This is a genomic window from Brevundimonas sp. (genome assembly GCF_041648055.1).
Taxonomy (GTDB): Bacteria; Pseudomonadota; Alphaproteobacteria; order Caulobacterales; family Caulobacteraceae; genus Brevundimonas.
This window is the reverse complement of record NZ_JBAZPS010000006.1, coordinates 97,871-113,495: the sequence shown is the minus strand read 5'-3', so window position 1 is coordinate 113,495 and position 15,625 is coordinate 97,871. Positions and strand designations below refer to the sequence as shown.

Below are 15,625 nucleotides of genomic sequence, written 5' to 3'. Positions count from 1 at the left end.
TTGATCGAATAGTCAAGCTGGGCGTTAAGCGGCCATGACAAAATCTGCCAAGCCTGCCGTCCTGAGCATTCGCAATGCTCTGCTCGCCGACGTCGATGCGATCGCCCGCCTGGGGACCAAGGTCTACAAGGAGGGGATGTCGCTGACGCCCGGCATGCTGCGGGGGCAGATCGCGGCCTATCCGGATGGCCAGTTCGTCGTGGAATATGAGGGCGAGATCGTCGGCTATGCGGCCGGTTTCCGCATCGACGAGGCGACCGCCATGGCACCTCACACCTGGAGCCAGATCACGGGGGGCGGTTATGCAGCGCGGCATGATCCGGTCGGCGACTGGTTCTATGGCATGGAGGTCTGCGTCGATCCCGACCGTCGCCGCCTGCGCATCGGCCAACGGCTGTACGACGCCCGGCGCGACCTGTGCGAGGCCCAGAACCTGCGCGGCATCGTCTTCGGCGGGCGTATGCCGGGACTGGCGCGGAAGAAGGCGGCCTATCCCCTGGCTCAGGACTATCTGGATGCGGTCACGGCCAGGAAGTTGAACGATCCCGTCGTCGGGTTTCACCTGCGGGCCGGGTTCGAGCCGGTCGGCGTGTTGCAGAACTATATGACGTCTGATTCCGCCTCCATGGGCCACGCGGCCCATATGGTGTGGCGCAATCCCTATTATGCCGAGACGCACGGCAAGGGGGCGGCCTTTGCGGTCAAGGAAACGGTCCGCGTCGCCACGGTCCAGTTGCAGGCGCGCAAGGTCGCCAGCTTTGACGAGTTCATCGCCAACGTCGAATATTTCGTGGATGTGACCTCGGACTACCGCTCGGATTTCGTGGTCTTTCCGGAACTGTTCACCCTCCAGCTGCTGTCGCTGGAGAAGAAGAAGCTGACGCCGCAGGAATCGATCGAGGCCCTGACCCGCTATACGCCGCGCTTCGTCGAGGCCCTGCGCAAGCTGGCGGTCGAGTACAACATCAACATCATCGGCGGCTCCCACCCCACCCGCACCGAGGACGGCGACATCCAGAACGTCGCCTATGTGTTTCTGCGCGACGGCTCGGTGCACGAGCAGGAGAAGATCCATCCGACGCCGAACGAGCGGCACTGGTGGAACATCAAGGGCGGCGATCGGGTGCATGCCATCCCCACCGACTGCGGGCCGATCGGCGTGCTGATCTGCTACGATTCGGAGTTCCCGGAACTGGCGCGGCGACTGGTAGACGAGGGCGCACGGCTGCTGTTCGTGCCCTTCTGTACCGACAACCGTCAGGGCTATCTGCGGGTTCGGTATTGCAGCCAGGCGCGGGCCATCGAGAACCAGTGCTACGTCACCCTGTCCGGCAATGTCGGCAATCTGCCCAATGTCGAGAACATGGACATCCAGTATGCCCAGTCATGCATCCTGACCCCCTGCGACTTCCCGTTCGCGCGGGACGGGGTGGCGGCCGAGGCGTCAGAGAATGTCGAGACAGTGACCGTGGCCGACCTGGACCTGTCCGACCTGGCCTGGGCCAAGTCGCAGGGCACGGTGCGCAATCTGCGCGACCGCCGCTTCGACCTCTACAAGACGGTCTGGACCGACGGGGGCTGAGGCACAGCTTGAGGCTCGGCGATCCGGCTGGTGAGCGACAGGGCTCCGCCGAGCAGCAGTGCGACGAGGCCCGCTGCCAGTAGTGGACGTAGCCACGTCTTCTCGGGCGACAGCGGCCTGACGAACATCAGCATCAGCAGACCCAGCAGGATCAGCACGGCGGGCAGATCCATGCCGATGCCCAGGAAGACGGGGTGGGCCAGGGTCATCAGCCAGCCGACGCCGAGTACAGCCCCGATCGCGACAGGGATGAGGCTGGCGCGCCTTGTGAGCCCGGGATCGATGAAGGCCACGACCAGGGCGACGACGCTGGCCAGCAGGGCGGGCCACAGGAACAGGAAGGCGGTTTCGGGCGCGAGTGCCTGAGCCAGGGCGGCCAGGGCGACGACCAGACCCATGATCCCGCTCCAACCGCCCCAGACGGTCTTGACCGCCAGCCTGGGCAGCATCGACAAGGCAATGGCGACGGCGGCGGCCCCGAGCACGACATAGTCCACTCCGCCCAGACCGAGGGTCATAAGAGCGGCGACGGCGATGGCTCCCGCCGTCACGCGCGGGTCCGACCGCGACCGGCCGCCCAGCACGGCCAAGCCAAGAGCAAGCACCGTCAGGGCGACCCCAGCCTCGATCCACGGCAGGCGCGCCAGCAAGGTATAGTAGGCCTCGGCGCTCTCGGCCCGCGCGGACAGCGGCCCGGCCAGCAGGCGCACGGCCTGGGTCAGGACGATGCCGGTAGCGACGAACCACACCGCCTCGATCACACCGCGCCCGCTGTCGGCCAGGGTCAGGCCCGCATGCGATCGCGCCCGCCAGACGGCAATGCCCAGCGCGCCAATCGCCAGGATCAGAAGGCTCCAGCCCCAGGCCGGATGGTGGCCGATCACCGCCCGGCCGAAGAGGTCGGCATACACACTGTCATGGGTCGAGACGGGGAGGGTCCCGGCCCGTAGCAGGGTGTCGGTCATCTCCAGCGCCTGGCTGCCGATATGCTGGACACTGCCCAGGTCCAGTGCGTCGGGCGTGGAGGCCTGGGCGTGGTACTGGTCGGGGCGGCCGATGAAGGCCAGGTTGATGCCCTGCACGCCCCGCTCGCGCGGCACGGTGAAGTCGGTGCCATTGGGCATGACGCTGTAGACGAAGACGGCCAGGGCGTTGGAGGTGACGCCGCCATCGACGCGCCCGGCGATGTCGGCGAACAGGGCGATCGTTTCGGCATTGCCGCGCCCGGTCTCGAACATCATGGCGCGCCCACCGCCGCCGCGCGCCTCCAGATTGACCACCGCACCGATGCGGTCGCGCAAGGGGTGGCCGCCCCAGAAGATGCGGGCTCCGTCGAGATTCAGCTCCTCCGCATCGGTCAGGATGACCACCAGCGTCCGCTCTGCCGGGCCGCGCGCACGGATGGCGCGGACGGATTCCAGAATGGCCGCCACGCCCGTGGTGTCGTCCGCCGCGCCGGGGCTGTCGGGCACGGTGTCATAGTGGGCCATCATGGCGACGGCGGGCAGGTCGGGGCGGCTGCCGGGCAGGACGCCGATCAGATTGGTGGCCGTCAGGGCCTGTGGCGGCAGGTTCAGGCCGGAGCGCTCCACCCGCTGAACGGCCCGGGGCGACAGGGGGCCGCGCTGGGCCGAGACCTCGAGCCCGAGAGACTGCATCCGCCGGACCAGCAGGGCCTGAACCCGCGCGTGGTCGGCCGAGCCGATCGGGTGTGGTCGCTGGGCGATATCGCGGATGTCCACCATGGCGCGCGTGGCGGAGAAGGTGTCGGTAGGGGCATCGGCCCCTCGTGGTGTCGGACTCTGCAACGCCAGCACCGCAAGCAGCAGCGCCACGGCCAGTGATCCAATCAGTGCGATCAAGCGCATGCGCTGTTCCTCCCCCCGAGATGGGCGCAGGCTAGCGGGCTATGGGATCAGCGTCACCCTTTGGGTCGCCGGAACGAGCGGTCGGGGCAGATTAAGCCGCCCGCCTCAATGCAGACGGCGCCTTGACGAACAGGCCTTTGCGACCCGCGACCGGGCGGAAGGCCACGGTATCGCCGCCCAGCTGTTCGTCGGGGCCCAGGAACAGGCAGCCGTCGTCCACCAGCCTCCGCTCCAGATTGTCCAGAATGTCCCCGCGACGCGACGGCTCGGCATCGCTCAGAACATGGCGGCAGAAGATGACGTCGAAACGGTAGTCGTCCTTGGGCGGCTCGACCAGATTGGAGCGGGCAAACTGGACCGCCGCCTTCAGCTGAGGCTTGGCGACCCAGGTATCCTCGACCTGGTCGAACCAGCGCAGCATGGTCTGGGCCTTGAGGCCGCGCTGGATTTCAAAGCCGGTATAGGTGCCGGATTTCGCCTTTTCGAGTGCGCGGCGCGACAGGTCGGTGCCGGTGACCTCGATGGCCAGTCCCTGTTCGAGTGCCGGCATGGCCAGGGACCAGGCCTCCTGACCCGTTGAACAGCCGGCGGACCAGACGGTGACCGGATCACCGCCTCGCGCGGCTGACAGAGCCGGCAACAGCTCGCTGGCGAAGGTGTCGAAAGACGAGCGATCGCGCCGGAACCAGGTCTCGGGCGTCAGCAGAGCCTCGATGACGGCCCAGCCCAGCGATGCGACAGGCTTGGCCCACAGGGCCGCCAGCATGACCTCGACGCTCTCGAACGACTGCGCCCGCGCCACGGGCCCTAGCCGATGCTCGACAAGCTTCATCCGGTCGCGCGTCAGCCGCATCCCCGCACGCGAGGACATCAGGGCTTGCAGGCGATCGAAATCGTCCGGAGACATCAGGTCAGGCGGCTCCCACTTCGGCGAATTTGGACGTCAGGATATCACCGTCGAACGGCTTCATCACATAGTCGTCTGCGCCCGCTGCCAGCGCCTCGGCGATCCGTTCGGCGCGGGTCTCGATGGTGCAGAACAGGACCTTGGGGCCTGCCCCGCCCGGCAGGACGCGCAACCGCCGCAGGAAGGCCATGCCGTCCATTACCGGCATCGACCAGTCCAGCAGGATGACCTCGGGCATGGAGGAGGAACAGAAGATCAGGGCCTCAGCGCCGTCGCCGGCCTCGTCGACCTCGAAGCCCAGTCCTTCGACGATACGGCGCGCCACCTTGCGGATGATGCGGCTGTCGTCGACGATCAGACAGGTTCTGGGGGTCAAGAGAACTCCAATCCGCAAAGCGTCCACAACGTCCGCGTGTGTGAACATCCCGATCATCGGCTGTGCCGGTTAACGGAACCTTGGCAAGGCGCGTTAAGATATCACCGTGGCATGCGAACGGTGAGGATAACCCGGCCCTCTTCGGCCTGAACGGACAGGTCGCCGCCCGCATCATTCGCCGTCAACCAGAGCCAGTAGGGCTGGATCCATTGCCCTTGCAGCCCCTCGGCCAGGGGCTGACCCGCCAGCCCTGTCACCGCTTCGGGCTTCAGTCGTGCGCGGGTGCCTTCCGCCAGGCCTTCGAACACGATCAGGTCGTTCTCTACCCGGCTGGACACCGTGGCGATGCCACCGGACGGAAGGGCCGCCATGGTCAGGTAGGCCATGTTGACCAGCGCCCGCGACTGCGCCTTCGACCACGACTGATCCTCCACCTTCCACACCAGGCTGGCCCGACCTCCGCCGGTCAGGGCATCGACGATGCCGCCCAATTCGCCGCCCGAGAATTTCTCGGCCGTCGTAGCCGCCCCGAAGGCGACACGGGCGAAAGCCACCAGGGCGATCATCTTGGCCGCGCTGGCCTCGATCAGGCCCATGGCATCGTCACGCATGTCCTGGGCCGAGGGGTCCTTCAGCAAATCCAGCCCGGACGAGATCGCGCCCGCCGGACTGATGAAGTCGTGGCACAGCTTGCCCGCGATCAGAGCGGCCAGGTCCTGGCCATCGGGCATCCGGGGGGCGGGGGCATCATGCAGGCGCGTCGTGGAGAGCGTGTCGGTATCGGTCATCGGGCCTAGAGACAGTCATTTATGAGGATGCGACGACGCTGACCTGATTTGCCGGTTCATGAAACCGTGCGGATGCTCTATCGCAGCGCGAATGACTGATCGCCTGTTTGCCAACCTGAAAGCCGACCTCGCATCGGGAGCCTTGACCGAGGCCCTGGCCGACATCGCCGAGGACGCGGCGCAGGTCATTCTGCCTTTCTGGCGCGCTGGAACGGTGGCGATGACCAAGGCCGACGACAGTCCAGTCACCCTGGCAGACCAGCAGGCCGAAGCCCTGATCCTGTCACGACTGGCGGCTCTGTATCCGGACGTGCAGGCTGTGGCCGAGGAGGCGGTGGCCGACGGCGGCGCGCCCGCGATCACGGGTGACTGGTTCTGGCTGATCGATCCGCTGGACGGCACGCGCGGCTTTGTGGCGGGCAAAGAGAGCTTCACCGTCAACATTGCGCTGGTGCACAAGGATACGGTCGTGGCCGGCGTCGTCACCGCGCCCGCGACTTCGACCACCTGGCGCAGCGGCTCGCATCCGGACGGCGGGGCTTTCCGGCGTCGCTTCGGCGAGGGCTGGCAGGTCATCAAGGTGCGCGACCGTCCGGCCGCACCCATGGCCGTGATGAGCCACAGCATGACCGATGTGGAGGCCAAACGCCTGGCCTCGCGCCACGGCTGCACCGAATGGCAGGGCACGGATTCATCGCTGAAGTTCTGTCTGATCGCCGAGGGGCGGTTCGACGCCTATCCGCGCACCGGCCCGACCTCGGAATGGGACACGGCGGCGGGGCAGGCGGTTCTGGAGGCCGCAGGCGGCCGGGTCATGGCCGAGGACGGCACGCCCTTCCGCTATGGAAAGCCGGGCTTCCTGAATGGCGGATTTGTTGCTGTGGGCGGCTAGGCCCGCGCCATCCTGAAGGCGATCCGCTCGGCCTGTTCGGCCAGAGCCAGGGCTCCCCATTCGCGCGCGGTTGTCGCCGCCTCTGCCAGCATCATGCCGACCGCGTGGGGCCGAGATCCAGTCAGACGCGCCCGCGACAGCATCAGATGCGCCATGCCCATCTGGTCGGCGGCCCAATCCAGCGGGGGGCGACTGACGGGCTTGGCCAGACGGCGGCGAACGATCGTCTCCAGTCCCTGGATGGCCTTCACGTCGCCCATGGCCTCGGCCAGAGCGGCCTCGGCGGCCATGCGTCGCTCGCGGGCCATGGCCCCCATGATCAAGCCCGGCTCACGCGTCATGGTCTCGGCCTGGGCCAGAACCATCAGGGGCGTCTGTGTGGCACCCTGCGCCAACTGCACCGCGACCCAGTCCAGCGGACTGTGGTCCGGCGTGAACTGGTCGGCGGCGGCGTCGAACAGGGCCTGCCCCTGAGCCTCTGCCTCGATATCGTTAGCCAGGTTCGCCAGCGCCTTCAGCCCGACGGCGGCCAGGCAGAGGGCGCGGGCCCGCGTCACAGGCCGGTACTCCGGGGACGCGGTCTCTACCAGCGCTCGCAAGTCCTGTCCGACCCGGTCCAGCAGGGCGACGTCCCGCCGTTCGACACCCCGACGCAGGGCCAGGCCGGCCCAATCCAGCGTCAGGTCTTCCGCGACGGTGGTCGACAGGTGGCGGTGGTCGCGCCGCGCAGTGTCCAGCAGCGCCAGGGCGCGATCGGCCTCTTCGGTTGTCTGCACCAGGTCAGCCCGGCGTGTGGTCAGGCGAGCGCCCAGGGCCCCGGCCCAGGCGCGCGTCGATGCTTTCTCGGGGCTCAGACCCTGAATATCCATCAGGGCCGCGTTCAGACGCTCAGGCCCGCCGAACAGGTCGAACCGCGCCAGGTGGATCTCGCCCGCTTCAAGGCCCGCCGCCACCGTCTGGTCCGATGTCCGCGCATGCCGGGCCGCGTCACTCGCGCAAGACGCTGCGCGTCCCAGGGAGGCTGCCGATCCCGTCCGCCGCGCATGTTCACGCCACATGAAGGACGCCCGCATCCAGGCTTCGAAAGGCCGGGCACAGGACACCCGTCCGGCGTCCGTGGTCTCGCGCTTCGCCTCGGCCTCCAGCAGGTCCGCGCCGATCAGCTCCAGCCAGCCCAGATCATCGCTTTCGCGGGCCTTTTCGAACAGCTTGCGCAGGTCTCGACCGAACTCGAACATGGCCGTGGCGACTCCGTTATCCCGCTTCGGGACGAAGGATGCGCCCCGGTGGCTTCCTACGCAAACGCAGCGCCACCGAACCGGTTCGGCTTGACCGTGGGAATGACACAGGCTGCGCGGGCCTTGAGCGGTCTCAGCCCAGGTTCGGCGTGCGGGCGCGGCAGGTCTGCAGGGCGGTCCGCGCCGCTTCGTCCCGGGCTGTCAACTGGCGCACCGCCTGAATGCGGGCGCGGGTCATGTCCGCTTCCACCGCGGCTGTAGCACGTCCTGCGGCCTGGCCGGCCTGAATGGTGGTCAGCGACCAGTACAGGGCGGCATCATAGAGGGCACGGCCCTCGCCGCTTTCGCCCCCTTCAAGCTCCGAAGCCGCCTGGGCCAAACCTGAACAACGCAGAGCCTCGGTATAACCGAGGGCAGGCGGGCGCGAGGGGGCGGGGGTTTGGGCCCCGCCGGCCATTGCGCTCAGGGCCATGAGGGCCGCCATCAGCATTGAAACCTCCACGACACAAGGCGCGCCGCACGATGTGAGTAAAGAACCACGGGACGGTGATGTGGTGAAGGTGAAATCGGAGAGCCCTAGCCACGTTCCTTCGTGCGCGTGAACGCCACGTTCGGGAAGCGTTCGCCGACATAGCCGGTTTCCCAGCTGGACTTGGCCAGAAAGACGGGGTCGTTGTCGATGTCGGTGGCCATCTGGCCGCGGTATTTCCCGGCGAAGTCTTCGACATCAGCCTTGGTGCCGCCCACCCAGCGGGCTTCGGCATAAGGGCTCGGCTCGAAGATGACTTCCAGCCCGTATTCCTCGCCCAGTCGGTCGGCCATGACCTCGAACTGCAGCTGGCCGACGGCACCGACGATGAAGTCGCTGCCCAGTTCGGGGCGGAACAGCTGGGTGACGCCTTCTTCGGCCAGGCCGTCCAGCGCCTTCTTCAGATGCTTGGCCTTCAGCGGATCCTTGACCCGGACGCGCTGCAGAATCTCGGGCGCGAAGTTCGGCAGGCCCGCGAACCGGATCATGCCACTTTCGGACAGGCTGTCGCCGACGCGCAGCACGCCGTGGTTGGGGATGCCGATCACGTCGCCCGCAAAGGCGTCCTCGGCCAGTTCGCGGTCGCTGGCGAAGAACATGATGGGCGCGTTCACGCTCAGCTGTTTGCCGGTGTTCTGGACCTTCAGCTTCATGCCGCGCTTGAAGGAGCCACTGGCCATGCGGAACATGGCGATGCGGTCGCGGTGGTTCGGGTCCATATTGGCCTGGACCTTGAAGACGAAGCCGGTGACCTCGTTGCTGCCCGGATCGACCGTCAGATCGACGGGCTCGGGGGCGTTGCGGGTCTCGGGCGGGGCGGCCTTCTGGGCCTTCATGATCTTGGGTGGCGGGGCCCATTCGCCGATGGCGGCCAGCAGTTCGTCGATGCCGAAATGGCGCAGGGCCGAGCCCCAAAGCACGGGCGTCATATGGCCTTCCAGAAACGCCTGACGGTCGAAGGCCGGATAGCCGCCGGTCACCAGTTCGGCCGCGTCCATCAGCTCCTGATGCTCGCCCGGCTCGAAATAGCGTTCGGCCTCGGCCAGGGGCAGGGCCTCGGGATGGCCGGCATCCTCGGTCGCACCGGGAATCTTGCGGGCATAGGGCTGGAAGGTGCCTGTGCCCATCTCGACCATGCCGCGCAGGCGGTTGCCGCTCTGGGCCGGCCACCAGATCGGGGCAGGGTCGAGCTGCAGCTTGGACGCGATCTCGTCCAGCAGGGCCATCGGGTCCTGGGCCTCGCGGTCCAGCTTGTTGATGAAGGTGATGATGGGGATGTCGCGCAGGCGGCACACCTCGAACAGTTTCAGCGTCTGCGGCTCGATCCCCTTGGCGGCGTCCAGCACCATGATGGCGCAGTCGGCGGCCGTGAGGGTGCGATAGGTGTCCTCCGAAAAGTCCTCGTGCCCCGGCGTGTCCAGCAGGTTGAACATCTTGGCCACGCCGTCGGATGTCGTGTGCTCGAACGTCATGACCGAGGCGCTGACCGAGATGCCGCGCTCCTTCTCGATCTTCATCCAGTCGGACTGGGTGCGCCGGTTCTCGCCGCGCGCCCGCACGGCCCCGGCCGCACGAATGGCTCCGCCCGCCAGCAGGATATGCTCGGTCAGGGTGGTCTTGCCGGCGTCCGGGTGGGCAATGATGGCGAAGGTCCTGCGACGCAGGGCCTCCTGTTCGATGGTCAGTTTCGACATGGAGTTTCCTTGAGCCGCGCGACCTAGCGCGGACCGCCTCAAAAGTCACCCGATGCGCGGACGCAGGCCCGGTCTGCCAGTGAAAGCGAATACCCCTTGGCAAGACAGGGTTATCGGGTTCATTGTGATCGCAGGCGAGACGTCCCGGTCACGCAATCGGGCACCGCCTTTGGAAACGAAGGAACGGACATGGCCCTGATCGATGACCACAAACCCCCTCAAGCCCACCGCGACGGCCCCCATCCGGCGATCTGCCTGATGGCCGGGTTCGGCGTGATCATCGCTGCAGCGATGATTGTGCACGTCGTCTTCAACATGATCATGTGACCTGGCCGCCGGACACGTGCGTTTTGCACGTGTTGATCTAGCGGATGTCCAGCAGCGTCAGTCTGCTGAAACCTCTGTCTCTGCCGTATCTTCCGGTGCCTGGACGATGGGATCAACGGACTGGCCGAGGGCAGATTGTGCCGTAGCCACGAGGGCCTTGGCTCGCCGCGACCAGGATCCTCCGTGGGGACTGTTCGCAACCGGGCGCAGAACCACGATCGCTTCGGCGTTCATGTCGCGCGACATATAGGCTCGCGCCAGCCTCATACGTATGTCGAAGGATTGGGGAGCCAGCTTGAGGGCGACGTCCAGGGTAGAGAGGTCATTGTCGTTGGGGTAGCTGGGTTCCCCCCGACGCGCTTCGTTGAGCGCGCGGTAGGTGAGGAAATTCAGGGGGTCTGCGTCAAGAGAGCGCGCGAGGTAAGCGACCGCCTCACGTCGATTGCCTGTGGCCTCGGATGCTTCCGTGTCCGGCCCCGTTTCATCCATAAGCAGTTCCGCCGCCAAGCGGAGGAGATCGGGATCCGTTTGATCGCGCGTCAGATGTGGTTCCAGAACCTGGAATCCAGCGCGGGAGTTACCGGCAAGCCTGTGCCCCCTTGCGACGACGCGAAGACGCAAAAGCTCGTTGCCGTTCCCGTTGTGTGCGGCGAGCGCAGCCCGGATAAGCTCGGCCCGATCCTCAGCGTTTTCCCTGATCAGCGTTTCCCGGCGCTGGCGTGCCCGGTCGGTTTCATCCTCGGGCGGATCTGACACTTCCACCTTGACTGGTTCACGGTCCAGCCTGAGGTCAAGCCACAGAAGCTCGGCTTGTTCAGAAGAAAGACGTGAGACTTTCACTTCAGGAGTAGGAAACTGAACTTGCGGAATGTGGACCTGAATGGCCCCAGAGAGGTAAAGGCGCATGTCATTCTGTAGCTGCGCTGCGCTTCGACCGGTGACACGCTCCATCGCTTGAACCGAGTCCTCGCCTTGCGTAACAGCCGCCAGATAAAGGCCCAGCATGCGGGTGCGTTCGGGCGTGCTCATGAAATAATGGGTCAGCCCCCAAGCCTGGGCATAATAATCACCGGCCCGGTAACGACCCGAGTCAGAGATTCTCCATTTCAAGACATCAGCCATCGGGGCCCAGCTGTTGGCTGGAAGCTGCACGAAGTAGGTCATCCGTCCTTCGTCATGTCGACCGAACTGGATCCGGTCCGGTCGGACATCCGCTGTCGAATAGTATTCGGCAAACCCTTCCACGAACCATGAGGGATAGGCGTTGGTCATCATCTGATACATGAAATGGTGGCCATATTCGTGAAACAGAGTGAGGTCGCCCCTGCTGCTCTCGGTGTTCACAACGGCGTGGATCCTGCCTGAGTTCGGCGAATAGAACCCTCCGACCGATGGACCAATGCGAGGCTCAGCCCGAAGCATGTCGCGGCGACCGTTTGCCAGATAAATCTCCAGCCTGGGGATCTCGTACTCTGACTGGGCCGGATAGTAGGTTCGCAGGAAGCTATCGAAGCGTTCGACCTTCTCAGCGTAAGCGCGCATCTCTCTTTCGCTGGTGTCGCCGTAAATGATGAAGTGTTTCGTCTCTGCTTTTAGCCATTCGGCATGCGCAGAGCTCGCCCAACCAAGAAAGACGGCTATAGCAGCCAGGATGCCGATCCCGAGAGACTTGATAGACAATGTGATGGTCCCCCGACGCGCCTAAGTTGCGTCAGAATAGGCACCTGAACGATCAAGGTTCAACCCACCTCATCGCCACATTCGTCGCAGGATTGATCAGGCGGCCAGACGGTTCCAGACGGCGCGGTCGGCGGCGACGGCGTCCAGCTTGCCGCGCGCATTCTTGCGCTGGAGCTGGCCCAGAACGACGTCGGGCAGGGCGCAGAAGCGTGGCTCGACCAGGTCGGGGTCGCAACCGGCCTCGGGCGCGGCGAACAGGGCGGCATTCACTTCCGGGCTGCGGTCGTGGATCAGCCAGGCCAGACGACGGGCGCGCTGCGGGTCGTTCAGATGCAGCAAGGGGTCCTCGGCGAACAGCTCGCAGCCCAGCTCCAGCACATAGTCCAGGCCCAGCGTTTCGAAACGGCGCGCGTCGCCGGGCGTGACCGGGCAGGCCGCGTCCAGGTCGAACACCACGTCGTTCAGAAGAAACAGCATCGGAACACACCACCACAGGCCGGACCTTTCTGGCCCGTTGGAAGTGACACTACCGCGATGCACTTGCGGTTCCGTTTGCGAACTGGGTTAAGGATTTCGCACCAACCGAGCGCACGGCTCAGGATTGGTTAGCTACGCTCGCCAGCCACCTTCTCGGTAATGAAGTGCCGCCCCTCGCGGTCCTCGATCTCGACCACCCAGACGTCGGGGTCGTAACCGATCTGGCGCTGAATATAGGCGTCCAGCTCGCTCTCGAACTCGCTCTCGACGGGCTGCATCCACAGGCGCTCGCCATCGGGACCGAAGGCTTCACTATAAAGACAGGCGCGGCGGGTGGAGGTGTCGAAGGCCTTGACGATGACGGTACCGGCGCGGGCATCGCCCTTGCGCGCGACGGTAGCGAACGACCCGGCCAGCTCGGCGCGGCGTATGAGGGCGGACACCCACAGATCGCTGGAAAGAAGCAATTCGTTCACCCTGCTCGGAAACCGGACCGGAACGCATGGGCGTCTAAGGGTCGCGTCATGACGATAGGGCAGAATGCCGAAAAGACGAAGCGCGACGGGCATCCAGCACGCGCGGCCCTGACCGCCGTGGTGGCGGGCGGCATGCTGGCCGTGGCCGTCCCGGCCTCGGCCGATCCGGCGCAAACCTACTATGAGCGCAGCTTTGTGCTGGCCGCCGGCGCCCGCTGCGACCTGTTCCAGCCTCGCGTCAACGCCGCCCTGACCGCCGCTGCCTATCAGGCGCGCGGCGCGGCCCTGCGATCGGGCGCGGCGCAGACGGACCTCAGGGCCACGGCGGCCCGTGCCCGATCACGGGCGGCAGCTGTGTCATGCGGCGACACTGATCTGAAGACTGTTCAAGCTCGCGTCGACAATGCCTTTGCCGGCTGGTCGCGCATGCCGCGCATGGATTTCGAGGGCTGGTCCGCCAATCGCGCGGCCTATTCCAGCCCTACCTGGCGTCTGATGCAGGCCTCGGCCAGCGGGGCGGCCCCGGTTCAGTTCGGCTTCGGCGGTGGCGACCCCGTGCTCAGCGCCGTCGTATCCTTTCCCGGCAAGCCGCGTCCTGTGGCAGCGCGGGTGGTCATGCGGGACGCCTCCCTGCTGCCGCGCCCGTGGCTGTTGAATGACGCCCTGCCGCCCGCCTCGGTCCGCACCAGCCTGTGGGCCACGGGCGTGTCGCCAGCGGACGAAGGCCTGCTGGCGGCCGAACGCCGGTCAGGCGAGGCCTGGCGGTTTCCGGCCCGGACGACATTGGCGCTGGAGGCGCTGGATCCACGCGAACCCTTCCTGGTCGAGTTTCACTTCCGTGACGGCAGCGTGGCGACCGCCCGGTTCACCGCCGGTGATTTCAGCGCCGGGCGCGCCTTTCTGGCGATGGGTAGCCTCTAGGCTGATCCGCCGTTCGCCAGCGGCATCGGAATGATCTCCGCCCCGCCCTCCGGCACCGGAGCCCGCGCGGGCACGGCTACCGGCATGCGCACCGTCACGGCCGTGCCCTCGCCCAGGGTGCTGTCGATGCTCATCTGGCCGCCGTGCAGTTCGGCCAGGGCCCGCACCAGCGACAGACCCAGACCCGTGCCCTGACGGCGCTGCTCGATCGCGCCGGCCTGTTCGAACGGACGGCCAAGGCGTTTGACGTCCTCGGGCGCGATGCCGACGCCGGTGTCGGCCACGGCGAGCTCCAGCCACGCCCCGACCGCCTCGCTGGTGACCGTCACGGCCCCGCCTGCGGGCGTGAACTTCACCGCATTGGACAGCAGGTTCAGCGTAATCTGTTTCAGCGCCCGCTTGTCGGCGGACACCTCGACCGGCTCGGACGGCAGGACGGCTGATAGTGTCACGCCGCGTTCGTCAGCCGTGACCCGCACCAGCGCCACGGCGGCCGAAATGATCTCGCGTGCATCGAACCGTTCCAGCGACAGGGTGTAGCGTTCGGCCTCGATCTTGGAGACGTCCAGCACATCGTTGATCAGGTCCAGCAGATGCCCACCGGCTTCGTGGATGTTGTCTGCATATTCGCCATAGCGGCCTGGCAGGGGGCCAAAGATGCGCTGCCGCATCATGTCGGCAAAGCCCAGAACGGCATTCAGCGGCGTGCGCAGTTCGTGGCTCATATTGGCCAGGAAGCGGGTCTTGCCCGCCTCGCGCGTCTCGGCCTCGAACCGCGCGGCCTCCAGTCCCAGTTCGTGCGCATATTGTGGTGTGGCGTCGAAGGCCTGGACGACGATGCGCGGGCCGTCGGCCTCGTCGAGGCGGCGCAGGTGAAGTTGCAGCCGCCGATCCAGCGCGCCGCGCGGTGCGACCCGCACGGCCGCGTCCTGACCGGACAGGGCCCTGGACAGGGCGGCCAGCAGGGCCGGGCGATCTGGCGCATGGACTGCGGCGATCAGGCCTTCGGCGAAGAGGGGGTCGACCGACACGCCCACGGGCGGACGGCCATAGGCGGCCCGAACCCCGCCATCGGGTGAAACCACCAGCGTCAGACTGCCCTGCGCGGCCATCAGGCTCTCAAGCCGGCTCACCTCCGCCTCGGCATGGGTCAGTCGACGCTCGCCCTGCCGCCAGGACAGACGAATGGCCGGGATGGCCGCTCCCGCCGTCAGCAGCGCCGCGACGGTCGCCAGCACCGGCCGGTGCGGCCCGACATCGACCAGCAGGGTGGAGAACAGCCCCGACAGGACCGCCAGCACCACGCCGATGGCCCCGATCTGAACGGCTCGCGATCCGCCCATGGCCAGGCCCGCCGCGAGCGGCAGAAAGACGAAACCGGCCAGAGGTCCGCTCAGTCCACCCGAAAACGATGCCGCGATGACAGCGGCCAGTCCCCAGGCGGCCAGCAGGAGCAGGCGTTCGGCCTGGGTGTTGCGGATCAGAAGTCCAACCCCGATCAGACCGGGCACCACCATGGCCACGATGCCGTAGAAGATGGCCCCGTCGACGGCACCCAGCCATCGCCCGCCCAGCGCCAGCAGAGCCGCCGCGACGGCCCAGGCCGCATGCCAGGCGGCCAGCGCCGGGCCGTCCTCTGCGCGGGCGGAACCGGCGAGGGGGCGGGGCGGCGCGAGATCGGGCTGCGGCTGTGGGGTCAAGTCGGTGTCATGTCGTGCCCGGACGATATCTCCGGTCCTGTCAGACTAGCGAACGGGGTGAGTCGTCCCAAGGCGGTTCCCGCCACAGGCGACTGCCACAAGGTCGCTGCGTCGCCCTGCGTCACGATTTCCGGGGATGGATGCGGCGGTTGTCGTTAACGCCCGCTCGG

At 66.7% G+C, this 15,625-nt stretch carries 15 protein-coding genes; 4 read left to right on the top strand and 11 right to left on the bottom strand.

The window, feature by feature from the left end; translation table 11 throughout:
• Nucleotides 1–34: 34 nt before the first annotated feature.
• On the top strand, nucleotides 35–1,582 hold the full coding sequence (locus WC585_RS12475; protein ID WP_373258305.1) for a GNAT family N-acetyltransferase: 1,548 nt from the start codon (nucleotides 35–37) through the stop codon (nucleotides 1,580–1,582).
• Here the strand turns inward: WC585_RS12475 and WC585_RS12470 are convergent.
• From WC585_RS12470 to chpT, 4 genes are all read right to left on the bottom strand, one after another.
• Nucleotides 1,552–3,450, bottom strand: coding sequence for a M20/M25/M40 family metallo-hydrolase (locus tag WC585_RS12470; RefSeq protein ID WP_373258304.1), 1,899 nt, complete (start codon nucleotides 3,448–3,450; stop codon nucleotides 1,552–1,554). The genes WC585_RS12475 and WC585_RS12470 overlap by 31 nt on opposite strands.
• A 91-nt stretch (nucleotides 3,451–3,541) precedes the next feature.
• Complete coding sequence (locus tag WC585_RS12465; protein ID WP_373258303.1) at nucleotides 3,542–4,357, bottom strand: protein-glutamate O-methyltransferase CheR; 816 nt, start codon at nucleotides 4,355–4,357, stop codon at nucleotides 3,542–3,544.
• Between the two features lie 4 nt (nucleotides 4,358–4,361).
• Nucleotides 4,362–4,781 (bottom strand): response regulator, encoded by a 420-nt coding sequence (locus WC585_RS12460; protein WP_373258302.1) that lies wholly within the window; start codon nucleotides 4,779–4,781, stop codon nucleotides 4,362–4,364.
• Between the two features lie 53 nt (nucleotides 4,782–4,834).
• Complete coding sequence (gene chpT / locus WC585_RS12455) at nucleotides 4,835–5,521, bottom strand: histidine phosphotransferase ChpT (RefSeq protein WP_373258301.1); 687 nt, start codon at nucleotides 5,519–5,521, stop codon at nucleotides 4,835–4,837.
• 91 nt (nucleotides 5,522–5,612) lie between these two features.
• Between chpT and cysQ the strand changes: the two genes are divergently transcribed.
• The gene (cysQ, locus tag WC585_RS12450) at nucleotides 5,613–6,413 is read left to right on the top strand and encodes a 3'(2'),5'-bisphosphate nucleotidase CysQ (protein WP_373258300.1); all 801 of its coding nucleotides are present in this window, start codon (nucleotides 5,613–5,615) and stop codon (nucleotides 6,411–6,413) included.
• Here the strand turns inward: cysQ and WC585_RS12445 are convergent.
• The 3 genes from WC585_RS12445 to WC585_RS12435 form a co-directional block, all read right to left on the bottom strand.
• The gene (locus tag WC585_RS12445) at nucleotides 6,410–7,651 is read right to left on the bottom strand and encodes a hypothetical protein (protein WP_373258299.1); all 1,242 of its coding nucleotides are present in this window, start codon (nucleotides 7,649–7,651) and stop codon (nucleotides 6,410–6,412) included. The genes cysQ and WC585_RS12445 overlap by 4 nt on opposite strands.
• Nucleotides 7,652–7,784: 133 nt before the next feature.
• The gene (locus WC585_RS12440; protein WP_373258298.1) at nucleotides 7,785–8,141 is read right to left on the bottom strand and encodes a hypothetical protein; all 357 of its coding nucleotides are present in this window, start codon (nucleotides 8,139–8,141) and stop codon (nucleotides 7,785–7,787) included.
• Nucleotides 8,142–8,227: 86 nt separating this feature from the next.
• A complete protein-coding gene (locus WC585_RS12435) occupies nucleotides 8,228–9,874 on the bottom strand; it encodes a peptide chain release factor 3 (protein ID WP_373258297.1) in 1,647 nt (548 codons plus the stop codon).
• Between the two features lie 189 nt (nucleotides 9,875–10,063).
• Here WC585_RS12435 and WC585_RS12430 point away from each other — a divergent pair, with 189 nt between their 5' ends.
• Nucleotides 10,064–10,201, top strand: a complete 138-nt coding sequence (locus WC585_RS12430; RefSeq protein WP_373258296.1) for a hypothetical protein — start codon at nucleotides 10,064–10,066, stop codon at nucleotides 10,199–10,201.
• 57 nt (nucleotides 10,202–10,258) lie between these two features.
• Here the strand turns inward: WC585_RS12430 and WC585_RS12425 are convergent, their stop codons facing one another.
• The 3 genes from WC585_RS12425 to WC585_RS12415 form a co-directional block, all read right to left on the bottom strand.
• Complete coding sequence (locus WC585_RS12425) at nucleotides 10,259–11,881, bottom strand: DUF1570 domain-containing protein (RefSeq protein WP_373258295.1); 1,623 nt, start codon at nucleotides 11,879–11,881, stop codon at nucleotides 10,259–10,261.
• A gap of 96 nt (nucleotides 11,882–11,977) precedes the next feature.
• Nucleotides 11,978–12,358 (bottom strand): hypothetical protein, encoded by a 381-nt coding sequence (locus WC585_RS12420; RefSeq protein WP_373258294.1) that lies wholly within the window; start codon nucleotides 12,356–12,358, stop codon nucleotides 11,978–11,980.
• A 128-nt stretch (nucleotides 12,359–12,486) separates the two neighbouring features.
• Nucleotides 12,487–12,825 carry a DUF1491 family protein gene (locus tag WC585_RS12415; protein ID WP_373258293.1) on the bottom strand — a complete coding sequence of 113 codons (339 nt, stop codon included), beginning with the start codon at nucleotides 12,823–12,825 and terminating at the stop codon, nucleotides 12,487–12,489.
• Between the two features lie 57 nt (nucleotides 12,826–12,882).
• On the opposite strand from WC585_RS12415, the gene WC585_RS12410 reads away from it, so the two are divergent.
• The gene (locus WC585_RS12410) at nucleotides 12,883–13,755 is read left to right on the top strand and encodes a hypothetical protein (protein WP_373258292.1); all 873 of its coding nucleotides are present in this window, start codon (nucleotides 12,883–12,885) and stop codon (nucleotides 13,753–13,755) included.
• Here WC585_RS12410 and WC585_RS12405 read toward each other — a convergent pair.
• Nucleotides 13,752–15,455, bottom strand: a complete 1,704-nt coding sequence (locus WC585_RS12405; RefSeq protein WP_373258291.1) for a sensor histidine kinase — start codon at nucleotides 15,453–15,455, stop codon at nucleotides 13,752–13,754. The two genes, WC585_RS12410 and WC585_RS12405, sit on opposite strands and share 4 nt — an antisense overlap.
• Between the last annotated feature and the right edge of the window lie 170 nt (nucleotides 15,456–15,625).